The 22,975-nt window shown below is 63.7% G+C and carries 25 protein-coding genes; 6 read left to right on the top strand and 19 right to left on the bottom strand.

Going from position 1 to position 22,975, the window contains the following annotated elements; genetic code table 11:
- The first annotated feature begins 13 nt into the window (after positions 1-13).
- A complete protein-coding gene (locus C811_RS13230) occupies positions 14-3,889 on the top strand; it encodes a VaFE repeat-containing surface-anchored protein (protein ID WP_016310172.1) in 3,876 nt (1,291 codons plus the stop codon).
- 326 nt (positions 3,890-4,215) lie between these two features.
- Here the strand turns inward: C811_RS13230 and C811_RS13225 are convergent, their stop codons facing one another.
- The 11 genes from C811_RS13225 to C811_RS13175 form a co-directional block, all read right to left on the bottom strand.
- On the bottom strand, positions 4,216-4,458 hold the full coding sequence (locus C811_RS13225; RefSeq protein WP_016310171.1) for a hypothetical protein: 243 nt from the start codon (positions 4,456-4,458) through the stop codon (positions 4,216-4,218).
- 12 nt (positions 4,459-4,470) lie between these two features.
- On the bottom strand, positions 4,471-4,701 hold the full coding sequence (locus C811_RS13220; protein ID WP_016310170.1) for a hypothetical protein: 231 nt from the start codon (positions 4,699-4,701) through the stop codon (positions 4,471-4,473).
- Positions 4,702-4,717: 16 nt separating this feature from the next.
- Complete coding sequence (locus C811_RS13215; protein WP_016310169.1) at positions 4,718-5,413, bottom strand: ABC transporter permease; 696 nt, start codon at positions 5,411-5,413, stop codon at positions 4,718-4,720.
- Complete coding sequence (locus tag C811_RS13210; protein WP_016310168.1) at positions 5,397-6,125, bottom strand: ABC transporter ATP-binding protein; 729 nt, start codon at positions 6,123-6,125, stop codon at positions 5,397-5,399. Before C811_RS13210 ends, C811_RS13215 begins: the two co-directional genes overlap by 17 nt.
- Positions 6,122-6,352, bottom strand: coding sequence for a DUF4177 domain-containing protein (locus C811_RS13205; RefSeq protein WP_016310167.1), 231 nt, complete (start codon positions 6,350-6,352; stop codon positions 6,122-6,124). Before C811_RS13205 ends, C811_RS13210 begins: the two co-directional genes overlap by 4 nt.
- Before the next feature lie 8 nt (positions 6,353-6,360).
- A complete protein-coding gene (locus tag C811_RS13200) occupies positions 6,361-6,951 on the bottom strand; it encodes a TetR/AcrR family transcriptional regulator (protein ID WP_016310166.1) in 591 nt (196 codons plus the stop codon).
- Between the two features lie 247 nt (positions 6,952-7,198).
- A complete protein-coding gene (locus C811_RS13195; RefSeq protein WP_016310165.1) occupies positions 7,199-7,432 on the bottom strand; it encodes a helix-turn-helix domain-containing protein in 234 nt (77 codons plus the stop codon).
- Positions 7,433-7,535: 103 nt separating this feature from the next.
- Positions 7,536-8,381 (bottom strand): class I SAM-dependent methyltransferase, encoded by an 846-nt coding sequence (locus C811_RS13190; protein WP_016310164.1) that lies wholly within the window; start codon positions 8,379-8,381, stop codon positions 7,536-7,538.
- Positions 8,382-8,658: 277 nt separating this feature from the next.
- Complete coding sequence (locus C811_RS13185) at positions 8,659-9,171, bottom strand: hypothetical protein (protein WP_016310163.1); 513 nt, start codon at positions 9,169-9,171, stop codon at positions 8,659-8,661.
- Positions 9,168-10,376, bottom strand: a complete 1,209-nt coding sequence (locus C811_RS13180) for a relaxase/mobilization nuclease domain-containing protein (RefSeq protein WP_016310162.1) — start codon at positions 10,374-10,376, stop codon at positions 9,168-9,170. The genes C811_RS13185 and C811_RS13180 overlap by 4 nt, the downstream gene beginning before the upstream one ends.
- Before the next feature lie 4 nt (positions 10,377-10,380).
- Positions 10,381-10,791 carry a hypothetical protein gene (locus C811_RS13175; RefSeq protein ID WP_016310161.1) on the bottom strand — a complete coding sequence of 137 codons (411 nt, stop codon included), beginning with the start codon at positions 10,789-10,791 and terminating at the stop codon, positions 10,381-10,383.
- 416 nt (positions 10,792-11,207) lie between these two features.
- On the opposite strand from C811_RS13175, the gene C811_RS13170 reads away from it, so the two are divergent.
- Together C811_RS13170 and C811_RS17115 are read left to right on the top strand one after the other, a co-directional pair.
- Positions 11,208-12,485, top strand: coding sequence for a DNA polymerase Y family protein (locus C811_RS13170; RefSeq protein WP_016310160.1), 1,278 nt, complete (start codon positions 11,208-11,210; stop codon positions 12,483-12,485).
- Positions 12,486-12,498: 13 nt separating this feature from the next.
- Positions 12,499-12,939: a hypothetical protein gene (locus C811_RS17115; protein WP_016310159.1), complete on the top strand. Its 441-nt coding sequence runs from the start codon at positions 12,499-12,501 to the stop codon at positions 12,937-12,939.
- Positions 12,940-12,997: 58 nt separating this feature from the next.
- Here C811_RS17115 and C811_RS13165 read toward each other — a convergent pair whose 3' ends face one another.
- From C811_RS13165 to C811_RS13150, 4 genes are all read right to left on the bottom strand, one after another.
- The gene (locus tag C811_RS13165; RefSeq protein WP_016310158.1) at positions 12,998-13,432 is read right to left on the bottom strand and encodes a YraN family protein; all 435 of its coding nucleotides are present in this window, start codon (positions 13,430-13,432) and stop codon (positions 12,998-13,000) included.
- Positions 13,433-13,789: 357 nt separating this feature from the next.
- Positions 13,790-14,512 (bottom strand): hypothetical protein, encoded by a 723-nt coding sequence (locus C811_RS13160; RefSeq protein WP_016310157.1) that lies wholly within the window; start codon positions 14,510-14,512, stop codon positions 13,790-13,792.
- 268 nt (positions 14,513-14,780) lie between these two features.
- Positions 14,781-15,257 carry a DUF3846 domain-containing protein gene (locus tag C811_RS13155; protein WP_016310156.1) on the bottom strand — a complete coding sequence of 159 codons (477 nt, stop codon included), beginning with the start codon at positions 15,255-15,257 and terminating at the stop codon, positions 14,781-14,783.
- A gap of 80 nt (positions 15,258-15,337) precedes the next feature.
- A complete protein-coding gene (locus C811_RS13150) occupies positions 15,338-16,696 on the bottom strand; it encodes a ParB/RepB/Spo0J family partition protein (RefSeq protein ID WP_016310155.1) in 1,359 nt (452 codons plus the stop codon).
- A 342-nt stretch (positions 16,697-17,038) separates the two neighbouring features.
- Between C811_RS13150 and C811_RS13145 the strand changes: the two genes are divergently transcribed.
- Positions 17,039-18,049, top strand: coding sequence for an Abi family protein (locus C811_RS13145; RefSeq protein ID WP_016310154.1), 1,011 nt, complete (start codon positions 17,039-17,041; stop codon positions 18,047-18,049).
- Positions 18,050-18,128: 79 nt separating this feature from the next.
- Here the strand turns inward: C811_RS13145 and C811_RS13140 are convergent, their stop codons facing one another.
- The 4 genes from C811_RS13140 to C811_RS13125 form a co-directional block, all read right to left on the bottom strand.
- Positions 18,129-18,338: a hypothetical protein gene (locus C811_RS13140; RefSeq protein ID WP_016310153.1), complete on the bottom strand. Its 210-nt coding sequence runs from the start codon at positions 18,336-18,338 to the stop codon at positions 18,129-18,131.
- Positions 18,339-18,657: 319 nt separating this feature from the next.
- Positions 18,658-19,887 carry a helix-turn-helix domain-containing protein gene (locus C811_RS13135; protein WP_016310152.1) on the bottom strand — a complete coding sequence of 410 codons (1,230 nt, stop codon included), beginning with the start codon at positions 19,885-19,887 and terminating at the stop codon, positions 18,658-18,660.
- Positions 19,884-20,828, bottom strand: coding sequence for a ParB/RepB/Spo0J family partition protein (locus tag C811_RS13130; protein ID WP_016310151.1), 945 nt, complete (start codon positions 20,826-20,828; stop codon positions 19,884-19,886). Before C811_RS13130 ends, C811_RS13135 begins: the two co-directional genes overlap by 4 nt.
- Positions 20,821-21,609: a ParA family protein gene (locus C811_RS13125; protein WP_016310150.1), complete on the bottom strand. Its 789-nt coding sequence runs from the start codon at positions 21,607-21,609 to the stop codon at positions 20,821-20,823. Before C811_RS13125 ends, C811_RS13130 begins: the two co-directional genes overlap by 8 nt.
- A 376-nt stretch (positions 21,610-21,985) precedes the next feature.
- On the opposite strand from C811_RS13125, the gene C811_RS13120 reads away from it, so the two are divergent.
- Complete coding sequence (locus C811_RS13120) at positions 21,986-22,153, top strand: hypothetical protein (RefSeq protein WP_016310149.1); 168 nt, start codon at positions 21,986-21,988, stop codon at positions 22,151-22,153.
- A 28-nt stretch (positions 22,154-22,181) separates the two neighbouring features.
- Positions 22,182-22,958 (top strand): nitroreductase family protein, encoded by a 777-nt coding sequence (locus tag C811_RS13115; RefSeq protein WP_016310148.1) that lies wholly within the window; start codon positions 22,182-22,184, stop codon positions 22,956-22,958.
- Positions 22,959-22,975: the final 17 nt, after the last annotated feature.

The following is a 22,975-nucleotide window of genomic DNA, read 5'->3' as shown; positions in this document are numbered from 1 at the left end:
AGGGGGCGATGTGATGGAGATAACCCGGAACAGCACGCCCGCCAGGGCGCTGCGCCTGCTGCTGGCGGCGGCGCTCGCCCTCGGCATGATCGCGCCCGCGCTCGGCCTCGCGCCGGGCGAGGCGCATGCGGCCCAGGGCGCGACCCTCACCGTCGGCGACAAGATCCACTACGACGCCTACACCACCACCTGGTTCGAGGTGGACGGCCAGCCCGCCTGGTGCGGAAACCCCTCCAAGCTCACGCCGGATGCGGGCACCTACGAGAAGTCGCCCCTCTCGACCGTCAGCGGGCGCACCGAGGAGCTGGCAGCCGACATCTGGTTCTCCTACGGCTCGCCCGGCTTCGACGCCTCGCTTTGGCCGAGCCAATGGTACGGCGGCGGCCCGATGACGGCCGACCGATACATGGCGCTCGCCCACATCCTCATGGCCGACACCTACTCCTCGGACGGCAACTACGCCATGTTCGGCTGCACCGAGGGGTTCCGCGACTGGGTGCGCTGGAACGTCATCGGCTTCGGCGACGACGGGAGCCTCATCAACGACGACGCCACGGGCCGCAAGATCCTGCGCCGCGCGGGCGAGGTGCCCTCGAACTTCGAGCCCTTCATGCTCTACACGGGCTCCTCCACCCAGGTGATCCTCTCGTTCACCTACCACACCACCGTGAAGGTGTCGAAGTCGGCGGCCCGGTCCTGGGCGGCCGACGACCCCGACTACACGCTCGCGGGAGCGGTCTACGGCATCTACCGGACGCGGGCGGACGCCCAGGCCGATCGCAACCGGCTGACGACGATAACCACCGACGCGAGCGGCGCGGGCGAGTCGGGCAGCCTCGGCGCCACCCGAGATACCTTCTACGCCAAGGAGGTGCGGGCCTCGTCCGGTTACGTGCTCGACGAGAACGTCTACGAGGTCGGCCCCGGCAACGACTACGCGTTCTCCTCGGCCGAGCCTCCTATCACCGTGCGCCTCGTGCTGAAGAAGTTCGACGCTGAGACGGGGCACGGAAGCCCGCAGGGCGACGCCACCCTCGACGGGGCGCTCTACCAGGCGAGCTACAAGCGAGGCGGCGCCACCGAGACGGTCAGGGGCGAGACGAACGGCGCCACCGTGGTGTTCGAGGGCATCCCGCTCGGCGACATCGAGGTGCGCGAGCTCGATCCGTCCGGCGGATATCTGCTCGACCGCGGCGTCCACCGCCTGCGCGTCACCGCGGCCGATGCCCAGGGCGGCTCCGCCGTCATCGAGGTGCAGCCTGCACGCGAGTTCGGCGAGAACCCGCAGCGCGGCGGCTTCATCGTCGGCAAGGGCGACGCGGAGCGCTACGAGCACGAGGACGGGGAGTTCTGGAACTACGCCCAGGGCGATGCGACCTTCGAGGGCGCGGAGTTCACGGTGTACAACCGCTCCGCCAATCCCATCTGGTACGACGCGAACCATGATGGGAGGTTCCAGGCGGCCGAGGAGTTCGCTTCCGGCGATGCCGTCATGACCATCGCCACCAGCTACAACGAATCGCTCGACGCCTGGACGGCGACAACCGGCGCGCGTGCGCTCCCCTTCGGCACCTACGAGGTCGTGGAGACGAAGGCCCCCGCCGGATATGTGCGCGAGGGCATCTTGAGCCACATCGTCGAGATCCGCGAGGACGGCCAGTTCGACCAGCTCGTCGAGGACGACGGCATGCTGAACGAGGTGGTTCGCGGAGGCGTCCAGGTGCAGAAGGACGACCTTGAGCTCGGCAAGAGCGAGGCCCTGGGAGGAGCCGACCACTCCGCTCCCGATGCGGAGGGGTATCTCGGCAGCTCCCTTGAGGGCATCCAGTTCACGGTCGTGAACGCATCGGAGCACGGCGTCATGGTGGGCGACACCTATCGGCCCAAGGGCGCCGTCGTGGCCGTGATCGAGACGGCCTGGAACCCCGAGAAGGGAGCCTACACGGCCCAGACCGCATCCGACACGCTGCCCTACGGGACCTACACCATCGCGGAGACGGCGACCAACGACAGCTACCTGCTCACCGACGGAGAGCCCCGCACCTTCGAGGTACGCGAGGACGGCAAGACCGTCACGTGCGACCGCGAGGGCGACGCTCTGCTCTGGCGCGACCAGGTAGTGCGCCATGACGCCCACCTGCAGAAGAAGGGCTCCATCACGGGCGGCAAGCTCGCGCACGTCCCCTTCCTCATCACCAACGTGACCACGGGAGAGGTGCATGTGGCCGTGACGGACCGCAACGGCATGCTGAACACCTCCTCCGAATGGAGGAGCCGCCAGGATGCGGTGAACGCGAACGACAAGCTGCTCAGCGAGGACTATATCGACACCGCCGACGTAGTGGAGGGCTCCGGCATCTGGTTCGGCCAAGGCGAGGACGGCTCCATGGCGGAGCCCGATGACAAGCTGGGCGCCCTTCCCTTCGGCGAGTACCGCATCCAAGAGCTCCGCTGCGAGGCGAACGAGGGCTACGCTCTCTGGGAGGACACCTTCAACGTGAGCCGCGACACCACCGCCACCGGCTTCGACATCGACCTGGGCACCGTGGACGACCAGCCCATCCCGCTGCTCGCCACCGAGGCGACCGATGCGGCCGACGGAGACCATGCACTCTCGCCCGAGGGCACCGTCACCGTCATCGACGAAATAGCCTACGCAAACCTCGCGCCGGGCAAGACCTACACGGTCAAGGGCACCCTCATGGACAAGGCGACGGGCCAGGCGCTCATCGTTAACGGCTCCGAGGTCACGTCCGAGAAGGAGTTCGCCCCCATCGCGCCCTTCGGGCACGTGAAGGTGGAGTTCACCTTCGACGCATCCGCGCTCGCGGGCAAGGAGATCGTCGCCTTCGAGAGCCTTGAGCACGAGGGCATCGAGGTGGCGACGCATGCGGACATCTACGACGAGGGGCAGACCGTGAAGGTGGAGTCCGCCCCCGAGATCGGCACCATCGCGACCGATGCGGCAGACGGCGACCACGAGGTTTCGGCCGACTCGACGGTGTGCATCGAGGACCAGGTGTTCTACGCGGGGCTCGTCCCCGGCGAGGGCTACGCCTTGCGCGGCGTCCTGATGGACAAGGCCACAGGCGAGCCCGTATTGATCGACGGGAACCCGGTCGAAGGCGAGGTGCAGTTCACTCCCGAGAAGAAGAGCGGCTTTGCGACTGTGACCTTCGAGTTCGACGGCACCGGCTTCGAAGGGACCGACATCGTTGTCTTCGAGGCGCTGTACCGCAACGGCGAAACGGTCTTCGAGCACAGTGACCTCGACAACGCGAATCAGACGGTGCGCATGACCGAGCCCGCGCCTGAGATCGGCACGACCGCGACCGACGCGGACGACGGTGACCACGAGGCCGTGGCAGACGACGACGTGACCATCATCGACGAGGTTCGCTATGAGAACCTTGAGCCTGGCCGCGAGTACGTGCTGACCGGCACGCTCATCGACAGGACGACCGCCGCTCCCATCGAGACGGATGGGCTGCCCCTGACGAGCATGGTAGCGTTCACGCCCGAGGAGCCGAACGGCTCGGTGGAGGTCTCGTTCTCCTTCGACGGCAGCGAGCTCGCTGGGCACCGCATGGTGGCCTTCGAGAGCCTTGCGCTCGACGGGGATGTGGTGGCCACGCACGAGGACATCGAGGACGAGGGCCAGAGCGTCGATCTCGTGGAGAAGCCCGGCCCCGGAAACCCCAAGACCGGCCTCGCGCAGACGGGCGACACGAACAAGATTCTCCCGCTCGTGTGCCTTGCGGTAGTGGCCGCCCTCATCGCCGCACTTGTCGCCCTGCACGAACGCCGTGCCAAGCACAAGGGCTCCTCGGAAGGCGAAGAGACGGGAGAGGAGGATTCAGAAGAAGAGGAGGAGCCGCAGGAAGAATAGTCTGCGCTGACGGAAAGGAGCTGAAAACAGCAAGAAGAGCGCCCTCGCGGGGCGCTCTTCGCTTCATATGCCTATATCATCGTATCGTTCGATGCTTCGCCTCGTCGCCTCGGCAACACAGTCCATCATTTCACGAGTCACGAAACTGCGAGGGTCGAGCCTCAAGGCGACGCAGAGCTTCAAGAACTCATCGACCCTCATCTCACGTTGCCCGTTGAGCACATACCACAGCCGTTTCTTGTCAACGCCGATGCGTCGGGCCAGCTCAGCAACACAAATTCCCCGCATCTGCCTCATTTTGTCGAGGATCCGAGCCTCGGAGGGAGTCAGTCGTCCCTTCGCCTCTTGCTCTCCCACGCCATCACCGCACTGCTGCCTATGGCCGCAATCCCGAGGACGGCGCACCATTTTAAGGATGTGAGGGCTCCTACGGCCACGAGGCCGATTCCCAAAACCACGTTTACTGCCGAAGCCCTGCCGAGCGCTTTCTCTCCGGGGTTCGGGGGCGATACCGGGACGCCGAGCCCCTTGTTGAGCTTTTTGCATGCATCATTTACTTCGTCTATCATCGGTCTTCCTTCCTAGTAGAGCATCAGCTGCACGGCGTGGCTAAGCGCGAGTGTCGCGCCGATGGCGGCGAGAACCCATCCGAGTACGACCTTCCATCCGCCGCCCGCCTTCTTTCCCCAGAGGAGGAAGGCGCCGCCTGCAAGCACGAGACAGATACCCACTATGAGCGATGCGATGGATATGAGCTGGAGGGTGTTGGCGTCGGGCACGGGGATGGAGCTGGGGATGAGGAAATTGAGCATGCGTTCTCCCTTTCTGCTATTTTGCCGAATCGGCCGATACTATTCTGTGGACGGCCGCTGCTGTGCAGACCGTACCGGCCATGCCTATGAAGAGCGCGGCGAAGGGGACCGACAGAAGGCTCGCTCCCGCCCCTTGGGCGTTCGATGCGACGGCCACTAGCGCGAAGGACGAGACCACCGTAGCGATGACGGATCTGCTTAAGGCTCCCACGAGAAGGGGAGCGAGACCTACGGCGATTGCGGAGACGATGGCGGTGGTATCCCTGACGGGGTCAACGTTGTGACCGCTCACGTAGGGCAGATAGTTTCCCGCAACGGCTACGCAGGCGCTCTGAAACCAGTAGGATAGCGCGTAGAGCGCGAGCGTTATGCCGCACACGAGGAGGACCTTCGCCGCGAGGATCCTTCCTCGCGGTACAGGGCTCGCGAAGAGCAGAGCCAGCGTGCCGGCGCGGTACTCCTCGATGACGACCTGGGATGCGAGCACCGCCTCCCAGACGATGAGGGTTGCCCGTACGAGCATGGTGGCCAAGGTGAGTGTGTCCGGCGGAGTGGCAGGCAAGCCGACTGCGGCCGAGGTGGATGCGTTCCCGGACAGGAGGGCGGACGCGATGATGCTCACGAGGGCGATGAGGAGGTTCGCCACCACGATGCCCACGAGATGGCCCAGAAGCGGCACCCTTCTCAACTCCAAGCTAATCAGCTTTACCATGGCGGGCTCCCGTCTTCTCAAGGTACCAGGATTCAAGGGTACAGTCGCTATCATGCAGGTCGCCCACGGTCGCCTCGTCGAGCATGCGCCCGCGATCTATCAGCCCGACCGTACACGCGATCTTCGAGAGCTCGTCCAAGAGGTGACTCGACACGAATATGGTCACGCCCAGCTCCTCATTTACGGCGCGCAAGATGTTGCGCACCTCTATTATGCCCTCGGGGTCGAGGCCGTTCATGGGTTCGTCCAGCACGAGCAGTTCGGGGTCGGTCACGATGGCGCGGGCGAGCCCGAGGCGCTGCCTCATGCCGAGGGAGAGCTTGCCTGCAGCCTTGTCTTCCGCCCCCGACAGGCCGAAAAGCGCCAGGGCCTCGTCGACGCGTCCCGCATCAGCTCCCATATATGCGCAGTGCAGCGTGAGGTTCTCCCGCGCGCTCAACCCCTCGAAGAAGGCCGGGCTGCCGAGCATGCTGCCCACGCGGGCGAAAACGGGATTAGAGCCCTTCCGTACGGGCTGTTCGAGCAGGGAGACTGTCCCGGCATCGGGGGTCACGAGGCGGAAGAGCGACCGCATGAGCGTGGTCTTGCCCGCGCCATTCGGCCCCAGGAAACCGTATACGTCGCCTTTTCTCACGCGCAAGGTCACGTCATCTAGGACGGTGACGCCCTCGAACCTCTTCGTGAGGCCGCAGGTCTCGATGGCCCAGCTCATTTCGGCACCTCTCTGGTAGCTCCGAGAGGACGCTTGAGTATGAGAACCGTCGGTGTCGCGATGCCGAGAAGGGCGTGCTTCGAGCGACCGAGGTGCGGGAGCGCGAAGGAGGTGGCGAGCTCCCAGCCTTGCGCTCCCAGCCGGTTCAGCTCGGCCTTCAGGCCGCCTTCTAGACCGGTCTCGCTCCCGGCCTCCGCAGCAACGACCTCGTATTCGTATAGCTCCATGGCCCCTCCTACTCGAAGATTCCGCTTACGAGCACGTCGGTCATGTAGTCGAACACGGCAAGGTAGTTGCATGTGAGGCTAAGCGTGTTTTTAGCGCTGATGATCGAGAGCAGCGCGCTCAAGGTCCCGTAGGCCTGCTCGGGAGCGACCTTTAGGGCGAGTCCGGCGACGTCGACCGCACGGCCGAAAAACTCGAAGCTATCGAAGCTGATCTTCTCCAGGGTGTCGGCGGGCAGCTTCGACGCGAAGGACTGGAAGTCGGCGGTGCCGACGTTGTAGAGGAACGGCTTGCTCGCGTACTCGCGGAAGATATCCTTCATCGCTTGAGCGAAGCCCTCCTTGGTGGGGTTCTTCGCGATGGTGTCGAGAAACCTCGCCTCCAGCTCTTCCTGGATGCCCGCTATGGTCTCGCAGAACAAATCCTCTTTGGTGGGATAGAGCGTATAGAAGGTGCCGACGGACATCCCCGCGCCCTCGCACAGCTCCTTGATGGAAGTCTTCTTGTACCCGCGCTCTATCCAGCGCTCCTCGCAGAGCCCGGAAAGCCTCTCCCGGAGGGCTTCCCTGTCGGCTTCGGTGAGCATCGGCTTCGACGGCATGGCGGCTCATCTCCTTTTAGAATATTGTTTACGAACATTCGTGTAAATATGTTCACAAAGAGAAGATATCATTGTACGAAATCAATGGCAAGGGTGAGCTAGGCGATTTCCGGAAGGCTTTTCTTGCCAGGGAACCCCTCCGGGAGAGGGGGATCGGAAGAAGAGGAAGAGCCGCAGGAAGAATAGCCTGCGCTGGCGGAAAGGGATGGATAATCGCAGAAGAGCGCCCCGCGGGGCGCTCTTCGCTCTATGTGTTCGGATTATCGCTGCGACCGATACTCTGCCTCGTCGCCTCGGCCACTTCCTCGATCATTTCGCGGGTCACAAAGCTGCGAGGATCCATCTTCAAGACGACACATAGCCTTAGAAACTCCTCGACGCGCATCTCGCGCTGCCCATCGAGGATGTACCAGAGCCGTTTCTTGTCGATGTCCGTCCGACGGGCAAGCTCCGAAACGCTCATGCCATGTTCGAGGCGCACGCGATTTAGCCTCGATATCACAAGGATAGAATGCGCCCCGTCTGGGCAAAAGTGATCTTTTTCTCGATTGGCCACCTTCTCGCAAAAGGCAAAGCGCGGGTCGCTATCGCGTCTCTTGTTTTCGCAGAACGGCTGCTAAAGTCTTGCTCGCTTCGGCTGGCGGAGCGCCAGTCAGGTCGGCCGCAAAACTCACTGCGTCGAAGCCGGCGGCGACAGCTTCGTCTTGAAGCGATGCGGTGTCGAAGCAAGTCGTCCACACGTTGTAGCTCTTGGTCCCCGCCGTTGAAAGAACGAGATACCTGTCGAGAATGACGTTCGGCGGGTAGAGGGTTTGCTGCTCTAAGCAGATGTAGGCATCGGGCCGCCAAAACGCGCCATTCGATGATGCTTCCCACCTAGAGCGATTGAAGGCGTTTTCGTAATGCGCATCGGCGAATACGTCGAGGATCAATACGCCTTCTGGCCTCAAGGCCCTGTGCAGCGTGTCGAGAAGGCCGAGCCTTTCGTCTGGCGACAGCGCGCCGTAATCGCAATACGCCATGAGGGCCACGTCGTAGGGGCCTCCAAGCTCCGCGTCGAGGTAGTCGCCTTCGATGTATTCGACATCCAAGCCCTCGGCCTCCGAACACGATTTCGCATACGCCAGAGAGGCGGGGGAAACGTCTATGCCCGTAACGGAATAGCCGCGTCGCGCGAGGCGAGCGGCATAAAGTCCGGGCCCGCATCCCAGATCGAGAATACGGGGGTGCGTGACTTGAGGCGCACAGCTCTCGATCCATGCCACAGACTGCTCGATGAACTCGGGGCTTCGACTGGCCAAGGGGTTGCGCTCGTCAAGGTGCGCTTTCAGGAGTTGAGTCGAGATGTGGGGATCGCTCCAGAATAGATCGTCGGTGCGCTCATATGGAGCTGGCTTGCGAAGCGCCTCTTCAAGCAGCCGGTCAAACATGGGTCAATCCTTTCCCTTCCTGAAACAACAAAGCCGCAGGGGAGACTCTGCGGCCAAATGCTTCTCGGAACAGGAAAAGGACTTAGGGCAGAGTCAACCAACAAACGAACCGCTCGACAGCGGTGACGTTCATTGAGTTATGACTTATCTGCCCTTTCCAGTTACGCCCGCAACGCCGATTCCGCGTCACCTGACGTATCCGGAAGACCTCCTTGCTTCCGTGACTATTGCAATTACATTATACCGCTGCCGTCCTCTTTGGCTGGTATCGCGGTCGTTAAAAACGCGGCTCTCTACTTTCTTCCCGTTCGCAAGACGATGCGATTCCCTGCAAGATGGTTGCGGGTATGCCAAGGTCTTCGACTCGCTCTGCCCCAGTTGACTCCAAAAGATGATGGAATTGCGCGACCTGCGGAGCGAGCACGTCGGCCACCTCGGACGCCCACGACAGCGCCGACACGTCCACGAGCTCGCCGGCCATCTGCGCGAGCACGGTCTCCCCGTCCAACGTGACGCGATTGAGCCTCTGCATGTCCTCGGCATCGGCGAGAAGGAAGCTCCAGCCGTCGCGCCTGCGGGCCACGGGAAGGTCCTTCGGCCCCTTCTCATCCTTATACGCCGGGGCTGCCTCGTAGTAGTAGGAGCAGAGCCACAGGCTCTCGCCGTTCACGTCGGAGAGGTCGAGGGTGTAGTTGGTGAGCAGGTTTCCCGGCTGCGGCACACCGTCGGTCATGCGGTCCGTGTCGAACACGTCGATGCGCCCACCGGAGTAGTAGGCTTTGATTATCACCTCTCGGACCTCTCTCTTCGCTTGTCCTGCATACTCTGATGGGTGGGTTGCGCCGCATCGTTCTTCGGCCGACTTACGGCGGGACGGATGCCTGCCCTTGCCGTGGGCTTCCTGGTGACGGGCGCGGGCCGTTCCTTGGGCAGAAGCCTCTTATCCTTGACGTAGCCGACGAGCTGCGGCGTCGCCTCGCCCCCGCCCTTCTCCAGAAGCGCATCCAAGTCGTCAAGACATCTGGCATGAGAGGCCTCAATGAGCGCGACCGCCCCGGAAAGGTTTCGCAGCTCCGCGAGGTCACCGACCATGACGGCCCGCTTCGCTATGGCAGCTATGGCGCGCTCCCCGGCGTCTTCGAACCTCCTCGCACCTCCTGAGCGCAGCAGCGGCTCAAGTCGCTCGCGCCCGTAGGCGAGCCCCATGCGCTCCCCGGAGATCCTTCTCGAAGGATGGCTCGCGAGCGCGTATATCCAGTCCCGCCGCTCTGCTTTGGATGAGTTGTCGGCCACGGTCACGCCCATGGTGCCGAGGATGCTGCGGAACTCCGCCTCGCTCCTCGACACCGTGCGGGCTATGCGGACGCGGGCACGGATGTCCGCCGTCCAGGAGTACTCGCCGCGCTCGGTGAGCTCCTGCTCCGCTCGGCGCACGTACTCGCTCCGAAAGGTCTCGGGCGTCCTCTTCGGAGTGCGCCTCTGGGCACGCGCCGCCACGCCCGTCGCCTGCGGCGGCCTCAAGGCGGTGAGTCCTCGCGCCTCGGCGAGCTCTTGGAGCGAGGCGGCCAGGGCCTTGGGGTCGGGGTCTTGGAGCCGCCGCCCTGTCTCTATATTCGTGTTGTTCACGACCACGTGCGCATGGGGGATGCCGTGCTCGTTGTCGTCGTGGTAGACGATGGCCACCTCGTATTCGGAGAAGTGCTCCTGTGCCCACGAGGTCGCGAGATCGCGCAGGGCTTCGAGCGCGATGCCGTCCTTGGGGTCGGGCGATACGACGTAGTGCTTGTAGGTGCGCACCCGCTTCCCTCGCCAGGGAAGGTCGTTTCCGAAGGAGCGGCGCGTGGCGTCCATCGCCTTCGCCCAGTCGAACTCGCGGATGCCCTCGGGAACGTCGATGTTGATGTAGTCGCTGGCGAGCGCGCGGTTCTTGCGCGTGAGATATCGGCAGATGCCTCTCGCCGAGGTGTGCCCCGCGATGGTCTTGAGCATCGGCATGGTGTCACCTTCCAAGTGACGCGACGACGCTTCCCGCCACGTCCTCGACGTTTCGGCGCAGAGCCTCGACGCCCGGCTGCATGGCCGCGAGCTTGCCCGAGGCGCGATCAAGTTCTTCCAACACGTCGGGGGCGTCCATGTCGTTCGCGCGGAGGTAGTAGGCGATCGCGTTGAGGGCGTGCACGGCCTGGTTGTAGTGATGGCCCCACCTCCGCATCTCGCGGGCGAGCTTCGCGGCGGTTGTCCTGTCGATGACGATAAGGCGGCCGCCCTCGCCGACGGAGGATGCGGGCATCTGCAGGAGGACGCGGATGAGGTCGGAGAGCGTCATGCCGGTGTCTCCCGCGAGGCGCTTGGCCCGCTCGACCTCGGCTTCCGACATGCGCACGTGGATCTGCTTGGGATGGCGCTCCATCGCGTCGGCTCGGGCCTCCTTCCGAGTTGGGTTTCCAAGGAGGCTCGTGCCGACGCTTCTAGGAGGGGCGCGGGGAATCCCCCGCGAAGAGCGTAGCCGAGCGCGGCGAGGCGAGCGATGCCGCCGTATCGTTTCGGGAAGGTTCGTCCTCATGGCGAGACCGCCCGAGACGATGCCAAAGGTCATCGTTTGCGAACGATGGCGCTCGGCGGCCAAGAGCTATTCCGTGGACTGTGTACACGGAATAGGCCTCTTGCTTTGCTGCGAGAATCTTGAACACTCGCCGACATGAAGAAGCGCAATTCCGAATCGCGTGTGCCGAAAATCCATAATTCGTTCGCTATCAATCGAACTTATGTTCGCATATAATGACAGTCTCGCAGCGCATAGGAAACCAATGGCGAAAGAAGGTCGCTATGACTGGCCGTGCCATCCTGCACTGCGACATCAACTGCTGCTACGCCCAGATCGAATGCCAGGCGCATCCGGAGCTGCGAGGGGTACCCCTGGTTGTGGGCGGCGACGAGGAGGCCCGCCACGGCATCGTCCTGGCGCGGAACCTCCTCGCCAAGGCAGCCGGGATCAAGACGGCGGACACATTGGTGGAAGCGCGGCGCAAGTGCCCCGGGCTCGTTGTCGTGCGGCCGGACTACCGAATGTACATGAGGGCGTCGGGGCTCGCCCGGGCCATCTATTACGACTACAGCGACCGCGTGGAACCCTTTGGGCCAGACGAGGCTTGGCTCGACGTGGGCGGCTCCTGCGGCTGCCTCGGACTCACGCCGCTGCAGATGGCCGAGGAAATCTCCGAGAGGATGAAGGCGGAGCTGGGCCTCACTATCAGCGTGGGCGTCTCCGACAACAAGATATACGCGAAGTTCGGAAGCGACTGGAAGAAGCCCGACGCGGTGACGCTGGTTGACGAGGAGTTCGCGAGGGAACACCTTCTGACCGCCCCCGTGCGAGAGCTCCTTTACGTGGGAGAGGCCACCGAGCGCAAGCTGCGATCCTCCGGCATCCTCACCATCGGCGACCTCGCCTGCGCCTCCGATACGCTCCTCAAGCGCAGGCTCGGGAAGATGGGGCTCGTGCTCAAAATGTTCGCGAGAGGCGAGGACTCAAGCGAGGTGAAGAGGCTCGACCCCGGCCGCAACGACGTGTGCCGCGAGGTGAAGAGCTATGGCAACGGCATCACCTTCCCGAGGGACATAGTGGACGTCTCCACCGCGAAGGCGGTTACGTGGATGCTCTCGGAAGCTGTGGCCCAGAGGATGCGAGAGGGCGGGGCTAGAGCGAGGACGATCGCCGTGGCCGTGCGTGACGCTGGGACCCTCGCGTCGTCAGGACGCCAGTCGACACTGCGCACGCCCACGAACATAACCTCCGAGGTGGCAGGCATGGCATGGAATCTCATGGAGCAGGTACGCACCTTCTCGCCCGATGCGCCGGTGCGGGGGCTGCACGTGCGAGCCTCCAACCTCGTACCGACAAACGAGGACATCCAGCTCTCGTTGTTCGACCCGCTTCCGCGCCGCACCGAAATGGAGGCACTTGACGCCGCCGTGGACGACCTGCGGCGCCGCTTCGGCAACAACGCCGTGGTGTGGGGACCGAAGGCATGGTGCCCCGACACACTCGCCATGGATGCGAAACGCGACAACACGGTTCACCCGGTGAGCTTCTTCCACAGGTAGGCGAAAGATCATCGTGAGAGGGATAGAGCGCAGGGAGAAGTGCTACGTCGAGGTCATAGCCGACCACGACGTTGACGGACGCGTGGAGCCTTTGGCAGTCGTCTGGGAGGACGGGCGTGTGTTCGGCATCGACCGCGTGGTGGAGCAGCGCTACGCTGCCAGCATGAAAGTGGGCGGGCACGGACTGCGCTACACCGTAATGATGGGAGGACGCGAGCGGTTCATCTGGCACGACGATACGGGGTGGTACGTCGAGAGGATAATCCATGACGGCGTGGTGTCTCTCGAAGAGGTCGCCAAGCCTTCTCGCAAATGCGATAACTCCGCCGAGGAGCCCATCGAAGACAAGTGCGTCAGCGCCTTCGTTCCCGTGGGAATCGACGAGGCCGAAAGGATAGTGGACGCGCTGAACGTGCTGGCAAAGCGGCGCAACGTCCCCATCGAAGGAACATAGAAAAGCCCTCCGACCCGAAGATCGGAGGGCTCGCCCCTCGCGATGGAGGCCAGGAGGTCTAAGCGGCCTCCGGGAGGGTCTGAAGGTCGGTGCCGGTCGGGATGCCCGCTGCCGCGCGCGGCTGCAGCTGCTCGATGGCTCCGCCTAGGGCGTTCAGGTGGTGGCGTATCATCGCTCGGCTATCGCCCATGACGAGCATCGCAATGTTGTCGAAGCGCACCGCCATGTCCACGGCGTCCTCGTGCTCGGCGAACCATGCAAGCGCGACCATCTCGCGGCGCTCCCGCACACCTGCGCTGCATCGCTCGGTCGGGAACCCTTTGTCGGCGTCGCGGCGCGCGCTCACGTCCACGAACACGATGGCGTCTCCGTCCTCGGCGATCACGTCACACGTCCCGGCCGGACACTTCCAGGCAGTTTCCAGCACGGTGTACCCACGGTGCTCCAGGTAGCGGCTCGCTGCTTTCGTCGCCTTGTCGTTCAGATTGCTCATGGTAGACCTCCTAAGTCTTGCCGGCCGGGCCCTCTGCCCCGCCTCGTGGCCCGTCTGCCGTCCGAGGTTCGGGCAGCCGCGCAAGGGAGGGAGCGAAACCCCGAAGGGCTTGAGTTTTCCGGAGGCCTTGGAAGGAGCGCTCCCTGCGGAAAAGTTTTCGCGGCCCTTGCGCGGGCGCGCGGTTCTCGGCGAGCATGCGGGATCAGAGGCGGGAGGGGCCGACCGGATGCGGAGGTTGTTGGCCATACGAGATGAAGGGCAGTGAAGGAGAGAGGCTTCACGCAAGCTAGAGCAAGAGAGGCAAAGGGAAAGCCCGCCGACCGGATGGCCGACGGGCTTCGATGGAGTTGCGAGCGCTTAGGCTGCGACTTGCTCATTTCTCGGGCGGATGCGGGCCATGCCGCCGTGGACGTAGTTGTTGCAGTTCCACGAGAAGTCACCGTCGTGGTCGCACATGGCCACGTATGGCAGGTCGGGGTAGGTGATCTTTTTCCTGCCATTCGCAGCCTCGACCTCCACCGCGATGCGGTTGAACTCGGGCTGCCCGAAGCCGATGACCGGGAAGGATTCCCACCTGCCGTACACGCTGTCGAACATCCACACCTCGTCGCCGACCTGAAGCTCGCTTGCCGGAACCTCCACCGAGTCCAGGAACTCGCCGAGGCGAAGCTCTTCGGGCATGGAAGCGTCGAAGCTGCGGAGCATGTCGTCGAACTGGTGCCAGTCCTCCTCCTCGGATGGCCCGAACGAGCGCATCCCGATGGGGTTCCAATCCGCATCGTACTCCGTCCGCAGGTGCTCTGCGATGCGCCACCCCTCAACGATGTAGATGCCGTTGTCGCCGGGATCCATCTGCCGATCGGTGGTGTAGGCGCCGACGCCGAGCGAGAGGGAGCCTCCGAAGAAGTTGCCCATCACCTGGCAGATGCGGGCGAGGCCGTACTCGTCCGAGCTCGGCGGCCTATAGCCCTGCAGTTCGCAGTACTTGAGCAGCGGCTCGATGGTGTCGCGCCCTCCGTTCCAGTGCAGGTAGATGCCGACCTTGCGCTCGGGCGTGGTGATGACGGCTCGATTTCCCATGATGACCTCCTGATGTTCGCGGCGCCCCTCCTTTCGGGGCGCCTCCTTGGGTCGGCGACCGCTCGGGAGGGCGTTCGGGTGCAAGGGGGGAAGCGAAAACCGCAGGCCTGAGCTTCCGGTCACGAGCGTGTTCTTTCAGCGGAAGGTTTTTCGCGGCCCTTGCGCCCGGGCGCCGTCCCGGGCAGCCTGCGCCCAAGGTGGACGCCACGTGGGGAGGGGCAGATGCCGGGAGGAGGCCTCGGGAAAGGCGTCATCCATTCGGAGCGCTTCATCGGCGGGGCCTGCCGGACCGGGCGAGGAACAGAAGCTCGCTCGCGCCAGAGTCGATGGACTCCGCGCCCCCGAAGCGCTCGCGGACGCGCTCGCACTCCTCGGGTGAGATGTCGCGGCTTCCTCCCGTATCGGGGTCGAACCCGGTAAACACCATGTCGCCGAACACGATGGCGTAGAGGTCGCCCTCGCGCACGGGGGTCCTGAAGTCAAGCTGGCTCAGGAACCCGGCGTCCTCCATGGCCTTGTCTGCATAGACGGCACGGTTGGCGTCGAGGAAGGTCGCGCCGAGCGCCCCCTCCTCGTTGCAGTAGCCCGCGGGCGCGTCGCCGAAGAGCCAGGGAAGCGGCTCGATCAAGCCGCCAACGCAGCCCTGGAGCGCCTTGAGGAAGCTGCCGTTCTCGTCGGATTCGAGGGTCTTGAGCTCGGGTTCGCGGCCCACGGGCACGACCATCACATCGAGCGTGCGTTTCATGTCGGTACCTCCTTGTCGGTGAGGATGAGAAGAGAAGGGGCCGCCCGACCCGTTGTCTGGCCGGGCGGCTGGAAGGAGCGTCAGGCCGCCATCGCCAGGACGGCATCGCCTTCCTCTTCCACGTCGAACGGCGGCCCATCAAGGGGCTGCTCGTCAACGTCGAAGGGAGGCTCGTCGTCGGCATCGGGCGCATCGGCTTCGGCGTCGCCTTCGCCGAAGATCTCGTCCTCGTCCTCGGCGGCGAAGATTCCGTGGAGGTGGTCCATCAGGTCGCGCTCTTCCTCGGAGAGCTCATATCCTGCGGGCATGAGCACGTCGTCCACGAAGGAGACGAACCCGAGCAGGTCGTCCACGTCGTAGGACCAGGGCTCGTAGTCGCACTTTAGGGTGCGGTCGGGAAGACTGGGCACGCAGGCGGGGACGGTACGCATCAGGATGAACTGGTCGAGCGCCTTGGCCCGCGACTCTTTGAAGCCCTCCCAGGCGTCGCTGGGCTCGCACTTGTAGTAGGCCTCGAACGCCTCGTGCGCCCACTGGCGCAGCTTCGACTGGCCCTTGGCCGGGAACTTCGGGTAGGCGGACTTGGCGAACTCCGCGATTCGCCCGTCCATGGCCTCAAGCGTCGCCTTGCGCCCGAGGTAGGCCTCCGTCTCCGCAATCTCTTCGGGAGTGGGCTGGCAGTCGTGGGCCTCGTCGTCGCAGTAGAAGGTGGTATCGGCGCCCTCACCCCAGGCCTGGGGCTTCACGACGGCCACGAGGCCGGGATGCCCGCACTCGCCGTTGCATCCGTGGTAGCCCTCGCCGAGGGAGTCCTTGTCGACCACCTTGACGCCGAGCGATTCCAGCCGTGCCGTCTCCTCCTCGGCGGCCGCGCGGGCCCGTGCCTTGCGGCAGATCGCCTGGCGGTCCCAGAAGCTCTTCTTGGAGAGCACAGCCACCACGTCGTCCTCGGTGAGCACGTCGTCGTAGTCGCCCATGAGGGCCACGGCTTCGAAGTCCAAGTTCACGGCGTCCACGGGCACGACCTTCGTGCCCCGCACGTAGGACTCGGCCTTGTCCTCGGGGATGTCAGCGCTCACCGCCGCGTCCGTGACCGGCACTCCCAGCGAGAGCATCGTCTGGATGCCGCGCCCGCGCTCCGCCTCGGTGAGCTCCTTGCGGTGGTTGTTCTCGGCGTTGAGGATCTGCGCGATCCTGGCGTCGTCCCAGCCGTCCATCACGTAGGCGTCGGCCTCTTCGAGTCCGAGCGTCCTCATGGCGGCGGTGCGCCGGTGTCCCGCGACGAGCTGGTAGGCCTCGCCGTCAGCCACCACGATGAGCGGCGTGATCTGCCCGTTCACCTCGATGCTGCGAGCGAGCCCGGAAACGTCTCCCAGCTCCTTTCGGTTCTGGTAGCTGCTCTCGACGCACTGGGAGAGCGGGATTCTTGTCGTTTCCATGATTTCGACCTCCTTGTCGGTTCGGCCCGCCCCCTCTGGGCGGGCCTTGTGGCCCGTGCACCGGACGGGGTTCGGGAGACGCGCAAGGGGGGAATGCGAAACCCGCAAGGGCTTGAGTTTTCCGGAGGACCTGGAAGGAAGCGTCCCGCGCGGAAAAGTTTTCGCGGCCCTTGCGCGCCGCCCGGTTCCCGGCCGAGCATCCGGGCATCAAGGCCGCCGGGGGCTCGGGGCCCTGGCTGCGGGGGTCGGGTGGCGACTGAGGGAAGCCGCCCCGTTGCGTCGATGTTCCGCTTTCGGGAACGCATGGTTTCTGGGCGAGGACGGCTCGCCTAGAATAGAGGCATGAAAGAAAAGGAGAAGACATACACCGCGTGGGGAATAGGCGAGGGCGTGCACGAGGCGCGAAACCTCAAGCCCATGCTGACGCCGGAAGAGCAGGTCGAGTTGCTGAAGACAAAGGGCGTCACGTTCGAGCGCTGCAGCGAGAAGCAGGCCATCGAGGCGCTGTCGAGATGCGGTACGTTCATGCACCTTGCCTCATGTCGCCGACTGTTCCAGAAGCACGCAGAGGGCCAAGACAAGGGCAGATATGTGGCACTGGACTTCGCCGATCTGTCCGCCCTGAACGAACTCGATGACGAGATTCGCTGCACGTTCCTGCTCGCGGCCCAAGACGTGGAACGGCTCGCAAAGACGGCTATCATAACTCGCATATCGGAAGACCCCAGAGAGGATGGCTACGGTATAGTGGCCGACTTCATGGAATCGCAGCAGGGCCGCTATCAGGGCTATATCAAGCGAGACCTGTCTTTGCGAATGGGTGCAGAGATCGAGGGCGACGTCTACTCCGGAAGGATCATCGCGCACTATAGTGGTGCAATGCCTGTATGGGCGTTTTTGGAGGTGGTCACGTTCGGAACGTTGCTCGCCTTCTACCTATTCTGTTCGGAACGATGGGAAGATGCCGCAATGCGGGAGGAGCATTACATCCTCAAGGGCGTCAAATCCGTGCGCAACTGCTGCTCGCATGGGAGCTGCATACTGAACGGGATGGAAAAGAGCTACGAGTCTGATTACACGCTGTCCAGCCTCGTCTACGCCTGGCTAAACGACAACGGTGTTCCCAACAGTAAAACGAGACGTGCCAAGCTCAAGAACAGGCGCATCCAGCAGCTGCTCGAAACCCTCGTCATGTTCGGTCGTTTGGACGGTGCGGCTCTATCTACCTCAACGGCAGATGCGCTGTCAGAGCTCCGGGTTGCGCTCCTTGATACCTGTGAAAGATACGGGAATCAAAACGGATTCGTATCGTATCTGCGGTTTCTCGCCGACCTCATTGACAAGACAGCCTGAGGATGCCATCATAATTGCAGATTCAAAAACCGCAAGGTTTTGTAAGGGCCGGTCCTGCTGGGACTGGCTCTAGTTTTATCTAGGCATGTTCCAGGATTCCGCCGAGGTTCGCCGCGCAGGTTTCCACGATGCAGCGCACCGCTGCCAGCTCGGAGGCGGTTATCCTCCGGTTGTCGGCCTTGTCTTCGAGCATCGTCAGAAGCGAGGCTGCGCCCTCCAGTTTCTCGGAGGATTGCACCATAACATTGACGAGCTCTTTCGGCGGGGCGTATTCTGCGCTTGCTGCCATGGGGCCACCTTTCCGTATTCGGGATAAGGAAGATGGTAGCCCCACGAGTTTCAGATGAGAGGCATCCACCTCAGTTGTCACCCTGTTGGGAAATGTACGTCAATTACCCAAACGGCAGATGCCCCTCGGCCTGGTAATTGACGTACTTATTCGATTAGGGTGACGCAATCCATTATAAACTGCCCGCAGACCTCTTCCGCAAACTGCATCCTTTGAGCAGAACGCCTTCGATCGCAAGTGGTCACGGTGCCGCATCTGCGGCCTCACATGAAGCGGAACACAGCGCGGAAGAGCCACTTCGCGAACTTCCACAACGTCCTCATGAAAGCCTCCCTCCGAACGGCATGGCGCCGAGAGCCACAGCCTCCTCCCTCGCCCGCACAAGGCTGGCGCTGGGGCTCCCGAACAGCTCGATCACCTTGAGATAGCGCCCGTGCCGCTCCTTGCAGACGGAGAGGTAGCGCTGGTAGCGCTCGTCGGCCTCGCAGGCGGCGAGCACATCCTCCTCCGGCGGCAGATCGCCTCCCATGGCCATGGTCGAGCGAATCACGCAGCGCTGCGTCTCCACGCGCCGCCAGAGCTTCGCGAAGTCGGGGTCGGCCTGCGCAAGCCCAGGCATATCCAATGGCTCACCGTCCGCATCGAGCAGGTCGGGCGGTATCGGCTCGTCGGCGTAGGCCGAGAGCCCTCCCTCCCCTTCGAGCCACCGCGCGAGGTTCTTGGCGAGCGTCACGTCGTCGCCGTTCCGCAGCCAATAGCTCTTGGCGTAGGCGGCATAGGCCTCGATGATGTGCTCCGGTACGAAGCCCTGCGCCACCCTTCGCTCCCAAGCCGCCAGGCAGTCGCGCTTGAAGCGCAGCGACGCGACCGGCTTGATGGACATGGCGCACAGCCGCTCGAAGGCCTCCGGGAACTCGCCCTTCCGATACGCCACGAAATCATCTCGGCCCTTCTCGTTCCCGCCCGAGTCGTCGGGGGGACAAGAGAGGGGTCGTTTATCGGAATCAAGCCCTTTATCGGATGAGTGATTTATAGGGGCCGATTCCCCAGATGTGGCTTTCCCAGATACGGGTTTTCCCGTTCTGGTCTCGACCTGGGAACTCTCGTCGGTTTCGCCTGTTTCGCCGATGCTCGGAGATGCGAGCTCCACCTCCACGTTGGCGGCGGGTTCGCGGGTGAACTCGGAGAGGATGGCGAAGCCGTCGGCCTTGAGCTCCGCGGACACCTCGCCGTGCATGGCGGGGTCGTCGAGCGTTATCCAGGTGGCCTCCTCGGCCTTGAGGAAGCGCCCGTTCACGCTCCGCTTGCGGGCGCGGATGATGTAGCCGGAGGCCTCAAGCTCCCTGATGCCCGCCGTCACTGCATCCACCCCGTCGCGCACGAGCGAGGCGAAGCCCTTGATGGTGAACACCCACTCCGGGTTGTTCTCAAGCGAGCGTATCTGGCAGTAGATCCCCTTGGCCTTCGCCGAGAGACCGTGGTCGAAGAAGATCGTGTTCTCCACGAAGGTGAAGGACCCCTTGCCGCGATGCATCACGTTGCCCATCATGCACCGCCCTGCCTGCCGCGCCTCGCCTCGGCCTGCTCAAGCAGCTCCAGGGCGCGCACGATGCGGCTCTCTATCTCGTCTCTCGTGGCGCTCGGCCTGAAGAACCGAGCGATGCTCTTCCTCGGAATCTTGAACTGCTCGACCTGGTTGGGCTTTTCCTCCTCCATGATGGAGCGCACGAGGGCGGATGTGAGCGAGCCCTCCTTGGAGTAGCGCTTCATCTTGACGGCCTGGGCGTGGGAGGGCGTGCAGGCCTGCGCTCCCATGGCATCGAAGAGCCACGTCTGCTCCTCCTGCGAGAGGTAGCTCACCTCGACGGCCGGGAGCATCTTCATGCGCCCCTCGTCCACGAGTGCGAGCAGTTCGGGGATGAGGTGGGTCAAGCGTATGAAGCGCTGCACCTTGTCCTTGCTCACTCCCAGCTCTTCGGCAAGAATGTCGCGTGACCACCTGCCGCTCGACTTCTGCGCAACTTGCGCAGAAGTGAGATCGGTGCGCAGCCCCTGGTGCTTCATCGCCTCAAGCCGCATCGAATAAGCGAACGCCCGCTCGCTCGGCAGGATGGCCTCCCTTTGGAGGTTGCTGTCCACCATGGCGATGACGGCCTCGTCGTCATCCATCGACCTCACGATGCAGGGAGCGCTCGCAATCCCCGCTAGCTCGGCAGCCCTCTTCCTGCGGTGCCCGCTCACCAGCTCGTAGCGCTCAGTGCCCGACGCGCGCACCGTCAGCGGCACGAGCACGCCGTTCTCGGCGATGCTCTCCGCCAGCCGTTCCATCTCCTCGTCGTCTTTCACATGGAAGGGATGTCCGGGAAAGGGGTCTATGAGCGCGAGCTGAATCTCCGTAACGCCCTCAAGGGTCGCGTTGTCGCGCTCACTTTGGGACGTGAACAGCTCGTCTACTGTGGGTAGCTCTATGGGTGCTCTCTTCCTAGCCACGGTCAAGTACCTCCTCTGCAAACCTCTCGAAGGCGTGAGCCACCTTCCCATCCCCGTCGTAGGAGAAGACGCTCATGCCGGCTGCAGGTGCTTCCGCCGCCGAGACCGCGCGGGGGATGACCGTATCGAACACCCTGTAGGTGCTCCCGTACCTCTCACGTATGGTCTGCTCGATATCGTGTGAGAGGTTGTTGCGGCTGTCTGAGAGCGTCACGAGGATGCCCTCCACTTCGAGAGAAGGGTTGATCTGGCGGCGCACGCGCCCGACGGTCTTCAAAAGCCCTGTCATTGCGGAGGCGGGAAGATATTCGGCCGACACAGGCACGAGCACGCTGTCGGATGCCACGAATGCGTTCACGGGAATGATGCCGAGCGTAGGTGCGCAGTCGAAGATGATGAAGTCGTAGTGCGCCTTGAGCGGGGACATCCACATGTTCACAAGCTGCTCGCGCGACATAGCCATCAGGATGGGCATCTCCATTCCGGCGAGCTCGATGTTGGCGGGCATGAGGTCGATGCCCTCATCATGCGAGAGGGTGCCCTCACGGGGATCGAGGGCGGTGCCCTCAATCATCGCGTTCAGATGGTCGGCGAGCGTCGGTGACTCTAGGGCATCGGGGTCCTTCCAACCGAGCGACTTGGTGAGGTCGCCCTGCGGGTCGGCGTCTACGAGCAGGACGCGCTTGCCCATGCGAGCGAGCGCCGTCCCAAGGTTCAGAGTGGTGGCGGTCTTGCCGGTACCGCCTTTCTGGTTGGCTACGGCAATGGTTCTGCATGGCATGATAGGTGCCTCCGTTCTGCGGTTTCCCGCATCGGGAGGTCAGAGCGTCTGTTTCAAGAGATGGCGCGGGTTTCGTGAACGCCCAGAAGACGGGATGGGCACGGGACGGAGACGGGAAAAACCGGCGTTTCTCCGTCCCGTCCGGGAGTGTTCCCGTTTCGTCTGTTTCGCGCGAATACCCGTTTCACCTGGTACTATTGTTTCACCCAAGAACGCTGGTGTCGCACGGAAAGAGCCGGGGGAGAGATTCCCAAGCTTGTATTCGCGGGTTCGAGTCCCGTCGCCCGCTCCAGAGAAGCAAGTCGAGCGCCGTCCCCTGTGGGCGGCGCTCGTGTTTTCGGCCGGCCGCGAGAGATCGAAGGAAGGGAGATCCCCCGTGTCCATCACCGTGAACATCTACTACCGCGGCACCGACGGGAGCGCCCGGCGCTTCGCCGAGGAGATGACAGCCTCGGGCACGGTGGACGCCATCCGCGCCGAGCTGGGCAACCTCCGCTACGAGTACTTCCTTCCCCTGGCAATGCTCTGTGCTATCCTGCAGTGACATGATTTCTCGTCAGAAGGATATTCCCATGGCCGTATCTTCCGCCGCCGACAACGCAGCTGCCATCGACCGGTTCCTCGGGTTCTGGGAAGGCAACCTCACGCCGATGGAGGCCATCGAGGGGCGCCATGCGGTGCGCAGCTATACCGACGAGCCGATTGCGGACGAGGCCGAGGCCGCCCTGCGTCGGGCCATCGCCATCGTGAACGACGAGACGAACCTGAGCATCCAGCTGGTGCTCGACGAGCCGCGGGCCTTCTCCGGCTTCAAGGCGCGCCTCGTGAACTTCACCGGCGCGCGCAACTACCTGGCGCTCGTAGGACCTGAATGCAAGGAGCTCGACGGCATTGTGGGCTACTACGGCGAGAAGCTCGTGCTGCTGGCTCAGTCGCTCGGCTTGAATTCCTGCTGGGTCGGCGGCACCTACAAGACGGTAAACCGCTCCTACAACGTGGATTTGGGCCAGAAGCTCACCGCCGTTATCGCCCTGGGCTATGGCACGACCGCCGGAGTGCCGCACAAGTCGAAGGCGCCCGATCAGGTGTGCCCCAGCTACAACGACGCGCCGGTCTGGTTCCAGCGCGGGGTGGACGCGGCCCTGCTTGCGCCCACGGCCTTGAACCGGCAGCCGTTCTCCTTCTCCCTGAGCGGCACCGATGACGAGGGCACGCCACTCGTGAGCGAGCACCAAGCGCGGCGCCTTCACGCAGATGGATCTCGGCATCGCCCAGTGTCATTTCGAAATCGGCGCCGGGGCCGCCCCCTTCGCCTGGGCCGGCCGCTAACGGCCGCACGCTCGCCGTGAAGGCCGGCAACGAGAAC

Source organism: Adlercreutzia caecimuris B7 (assembly GCF_000403355.2).
GTDB classification, from domain to species: domain Bacteria; phylum Actinomycetota; class Coriobacteriia; order Coriobacteriales; family Eggerthellaceae; genus Adlercreutzia; species Adlercreutzia caecimuris.
This window is presented reverse-complemented; position numbering and strand designations above follow the sequence as displayed.

Coding starts and splice junctions, on each gene's coding strand:
- C811_RS13230 (WP_016310172.1), top strand. CDS start 14: ATGGAGATAACCCGGAACAGCACGCCCGCCAGGGCGCTGCGCCTGCTG.
- C811_RS13225 (WP_016310171.1), bottom strand. CDS start 4,458: ATGATAGACGAAGTAAATGATGCATGCAAAAAGCTCAACAAGGGGCTC.
- C811_RS13220 (WP_016310170.1), bottom strand. CDS start 4,701: ATGCTCAATTTCCTCATCCCCAGCTCCATCCCCGTGCCCGACGCCAAC.
- C811_RS13215 (WP_016310169.1), bottom strand. CDS start 5,413: ATGGTAAAGCTGATTAGCTTGGAGTTGAGAAGGGTGCCGCTTCTGGGC.
- C811_RS13210 (WP_016310168.1), bottom strand. CDS start 6,125: ATGAGCTGGGCCATCGAGACCTGCGGCCTCACGAAGAGGTTCGAGGGC.
- C811_RS13205 (WP_016310167.1), bottom strand. CDS start 6,352: ATGGAGCTATACGAATACGAGGTCGTTGCTGCGGAGGCCGGGAGCGAG.
- C811_RS13200 (WP_016310166.1), bottom strand. CDS start 6,951: ATGCCGTCGAAGCCGATGCTCACCGAAGCCGACAGGGAAGCCCTCCGG.
- C811_RS13190 (WP_016310164.1), bottom strand. CDS start 8,381: ATGTTTGACCGGCTGCTTGAAGAGGCGCTTCGCAAGCCAGCTCCATAT.
- C811_RS13180 (WP_016310162.1), bottom strand. CDS start 10,376: ATGCCGATGCTCAAGACCATCGCGGGGCACACCTCGGCGAGAGGCATC.
- C811_RS13175 (WP_016310161.1), bottom strand. CDS start 10,791: ATGGAGCGCCATCCCAAGCAGATCCACGTGCGCATGTCGGAAGCCGAG.
- C811_RS13170 (WP_016310160.1), top strand. CDS start 11,208: ATGACTGGCCGTGCCATCCTGCACTGCGACATCAACTGCTGCTACGCC.
- C811_RS13165 (WP_016310158.1), bottom strand. CDS start 13,432: ATGAGCAATCTGAACGACAAGGCGACGAAAGCAGCGAGCCGCTACCTG.
- C811_RS13160 (WP_016310157.1), bottom strand. CDS start 14,512: ATGGGAAATCGAGCCGTCATCACCACGCCCGAGCGCAAGGTCGGCATC.
- C811_RS13155 (WP_016310156.1), bottom strand. CDS start 15,257: ATGAAACGCACGCTCGATGTGATGGTCGTGCCCGTGGGCCGCGAACCC.
- C811_RS13150 (WP_016310155.1), bottom strand. CDS start 16,696: ATGGAAACGACAAGAATCCCGCTCTCCCAGTGCGTCGAGAGCAGCTAC.
- C811_RS13145 (WP_016310154.1), top strand. CDS start 17,039: ATGAAAGAAAAGGAGAAGACATACACCGCGTGGGGAATAGGCGAGGGC.
- C811_RS13140 (WP_016310153.1), bottom strand. CDS start 18,338: ATGGCAGCAAGCGCAGAATACGCCCCGCCGAAAGAGCTCGTCAATGTT.
- C811_RS13135 (WP_016310152.1), bottom strand. CDS start 19,887: ATGATGGGCAACGTGATGCATCGCGGCAAGGGGTCCTTCACCTTCGTG.
- C811_RS13125 (WP_016310150.1), bottom strand. CDS start 21,609: ATGCCATGCAGAACCATTGCCGTAGCCAACCAGAAAGGCGGTACCGGC.
- C811_RS13115 (WP_016310148.1), top strand. CDS start 22,182: ATGGCCGTATCTTCCGCCGCCGACAACGCAGCTGCCATCGACCGGTTC.